General features: G+C 69.1%; 1 protein-coding gene. It reads left to right on the top strand.

Going from position 1 to position 3,177, the window contains the following annotated elements; genetic code table 11:
• On the top strand, positions 1-3,177 hold a 3,177-nt coding region (locus ABTY20_RS34985), incomplete at both ends, for a non-ribosomal peptide synthetase (protein ID WP_352001171.1).

The raw sequence follows: 3,177 nt of genomic DNA, 5'->3' as shown, positions 1-3,177 counted from the left end.
AACCGCATCCCGCCCGGCGCCGAGCACATCACCCCGGAGATGCTGCCGCTGGTCGAGCTGGACGAGGCCGAGCTGGCGCATGTGGTCGGGCGGATACCGGGCGGCGCGGCCAACATCGCCGACGTCTATCCGCTCGCCCCGCTGCAGGAGGGCCTGTTCTTCCACCATCTGCTGCAGGCCGATGGGGGTGGTGCGGATGCGTATGTGGTGCCGCGGGTGCTCCGCTTCGACTCGCGGGAACGGCTGGAGGCCTTCCTCGGTGCGTTGCAGCGGGTGGTGGACCGGCACGACATCTACCGCACCGCGATCGTGTGGGAGCAGTTGCGCGAACCGGTCCAGGTCGTGGTCCGCCAGGCCGAACTCCCCGTCGTCGAAGTCGTCGTCGACCGGGAGAACACCGAGATCGTAAGCGAGTTGACCGCGACTGCTGGTTCGAGGATGGACATTGGTCGTGCGCCGCTGATCGACGTGCACATTGCCGCGCAGCCGGGCGAGGACGGTGGATGGCTGGCGTTGCTGCGGATGCACCACCTGGTCCAGGACCACACCACCCAGGACGTACTGCTCGAAGAGATGGGCGCGTTCCTGTCGGGGCGGGAGGAGTCCCTGCCCGAGCCGCTGCCCTTCCGCAACTTCGTGGCGCAGGCCCGGCTGGGTGTGACGCGCGAGGAGCACGAGCGCTACTTCACCGGCCTGCTCGGGGACGTGGAGGAGACCACCGCCCCCTACGGCCTGCTCGACGTGCACGGCGACGGCAGCGACGTCAAGCGCTCCCACCTGGACGTCGACGACGAGCTCGGCCGGCGGGTGCGCGACGTCGCCCGCTCACTCGGAGTGAGTCCGGCCAGCGTGTTCCACCTGGCCTGGGCCCGTGTCCTGGCCACGGTCAGCGGCCGCGACGACGTCGTCTTCGGCACCGTGCTGTTCGGACGCATGAACGCCGGCGTGGGCGCGGACCGGGTGCCGGGATTGTTCATCAACACGCTGCCGGTCCGCGTCCAGGTCGGCACCGCTGGTGTGGGCACCGCGCTGGAAGGGGTGCGTGACCAGCTGGCGGAGCTGCTGGTGCACGAGCACGCCCCGCTGACCCTGGCACAGCAGGCCAGCAGGGTCCCGAACGGCAGCCCGCTGTTCACCTCACTGTTCAACTACCGGCACGGCAGGCGTCGGCCGGAGAACCCCCGCCCGGAAGCAGACACGACATCCAGGGGCATCAGCACGCTGTCCGTGCGTGAGGCGACGAACTATCCGGTGGCCGTGGCGGTGGACGACCTGGAGTCCAGGTTCGGACTGGTCGTGGATGCGGTGGGCCCGGTCGACGGGCAGGCCGTGTGCCGGCTGCTGCACACCTGCGTCGACAACCTCGTGACCGCGCTGGAAGACGACCCCCACGGCCTCCTGTCGGCAGTGGACATCCTCGACACCACCGAACAGAACCGACTCCTCGAAGACTGGAACGACACCACCGCACCACTCCCATGGCAGTCGGCACCCGAGATGTTCCAGGCGCAGGTGACCCGCACCCCGGACGCCGTGGCAGTGGTGTACGGCACCACGGAGCTTTCCTACGCCGAGCTGGAGACCAAGGCCAACGGGCTGGCGCACTACCTACGAGGGCTCGGTGTGGGTGCGGAGTCCGTGGTGGGCGTGTTCCTGCCGCGTGGGGTGGATTTGGTCGTCGCGCTGCTGGCCGTGTTGAAGACCGGCGCGGCGTATGTGCCACTGGATGTGCAGTATCCGGCAGAGCGACTGGAGTTCATGCTCGCCGACAGCGGTGCACGGGTGGTGCTCGGGCGCGGTGACATGACAGCCGTACCGTCAGGGCCGACAGTGCACGTGGTGAACCTGGACGACACGCACGTGGCACGTGAGCTGGCGGCGGCGCCCGCCACCCCTCCCGAAGTCGCCTTCGAGGCTGGTGGACTGGCCTACGTCATCTATACGTCCGGCTCGACAGGACGGCCCAAGGGCGTGGCTGTGTCGCACAGCGGCGTGGCGAGCCTGGTAGCGGCTCAGACGGAACGCTTCGCGGTGGACTCCACCAGCCGAATGCTGCAGTTCGCTTCGGTGAGCTTCGACGCGGCGGTGTCCGAGGTACTGGTGGCGCTGTCGTGTGGAGCACGACTCGTACTGTCCGATGCGCACGAGTTGCTGCCCGGGCAGGGGCTGGCCGAAGTCGTGGCGCGGCACGAGGTGACTCATGTGACGCTGCCGCCGGCCGTGCTGTCTGCGCTGACGCCGGAAGATCTGCCTTCGGTGGCGACACTGGTATCGGCAGGTGAAGCACTGGGCGGTGATCTGATCGGACGCTGGGCTCCTGGCCGCCGGTTCATCAATGCCTATGGCCCCACGGAGACCACCGTGTGCGCCACGATGTCGGCCCCGCTCGCGCCGGGCGACGGCTCCGAAATCGGTTCTCCGATTGCGAATACGCGGGTGTATGTGCTGGATGGTGCGTTGCGTCCGGTGCCGGTGGGGGTTGCGGGGGAGTTGTATGTGGCGGGGGCGGGTCTGGCGCGGGGGTATGTGGGCCGGCCTGGTTTGACGGGTGAGCGGTTCGTGGCGTGTCCGTTCGGTGGTTCGTCGGGTGGGCGGATGTATCGGACGGGGGATGTGGTGCGGTGGTCGGCGGGGGGCCGGCTGGAGTATCTGGGGCGTGCGGATGAGCAGGTGAAGATCCGTGGGTTCCGGATCGAGCCGGGTGAGGTCGAGGCGGTGCTGGCCGCGCATCCGCAGGTGGCGCAGGCGGCGGTGGTCGTCCGTGAGGACGTTCCGGGGGACAAGCGCCTGGTGGCGTATGTGGTGGGGGAGGTGGCGGAGTCCGAGCTGCGTGGCTTTGCGGGTGAGCGGCTGCCGCAGTACATGGTGCCCTCGGCGGTGGTGGTGCTGGAGGCGTTGCCGTTGACGGTGAACGGCAAGCTGGACCGCAGGGCGCTGCCGGCTCCGGAGTATGTGAGTGGTGGCGGCCGCGGTGCGATGTCGGTGCAGGAGGAGATCCTGTGCCAGGCGTTCGCCGAGATTCTGGGTCTGCCCGCGGTCGGTGTGGACGACGACTTCTTCGCCCTGGGCGGTCACTCCCTTCTGGCGACGCGGTTGGTGAGTCGGGTGCGTGCGGTGCTGGGGGTGGAGGTGGCGCTGCGGACCCTGTTCGAGGCGTCGACGCCGGCGGGGCTCGCG

Origin of the sequence: Streptomyces sp. NPDC126497, from assembly GCF_040302425.1 — a bacterium.
Taxonomy (GTDB): Bacteria; Actinomycetota; Actinomycetes; order Streptomycetales; family Streptomycetaceae; genus Streptomyces.
This window is presented reverse-complemented; position numbering and strand designations above follow the sequence as displayed.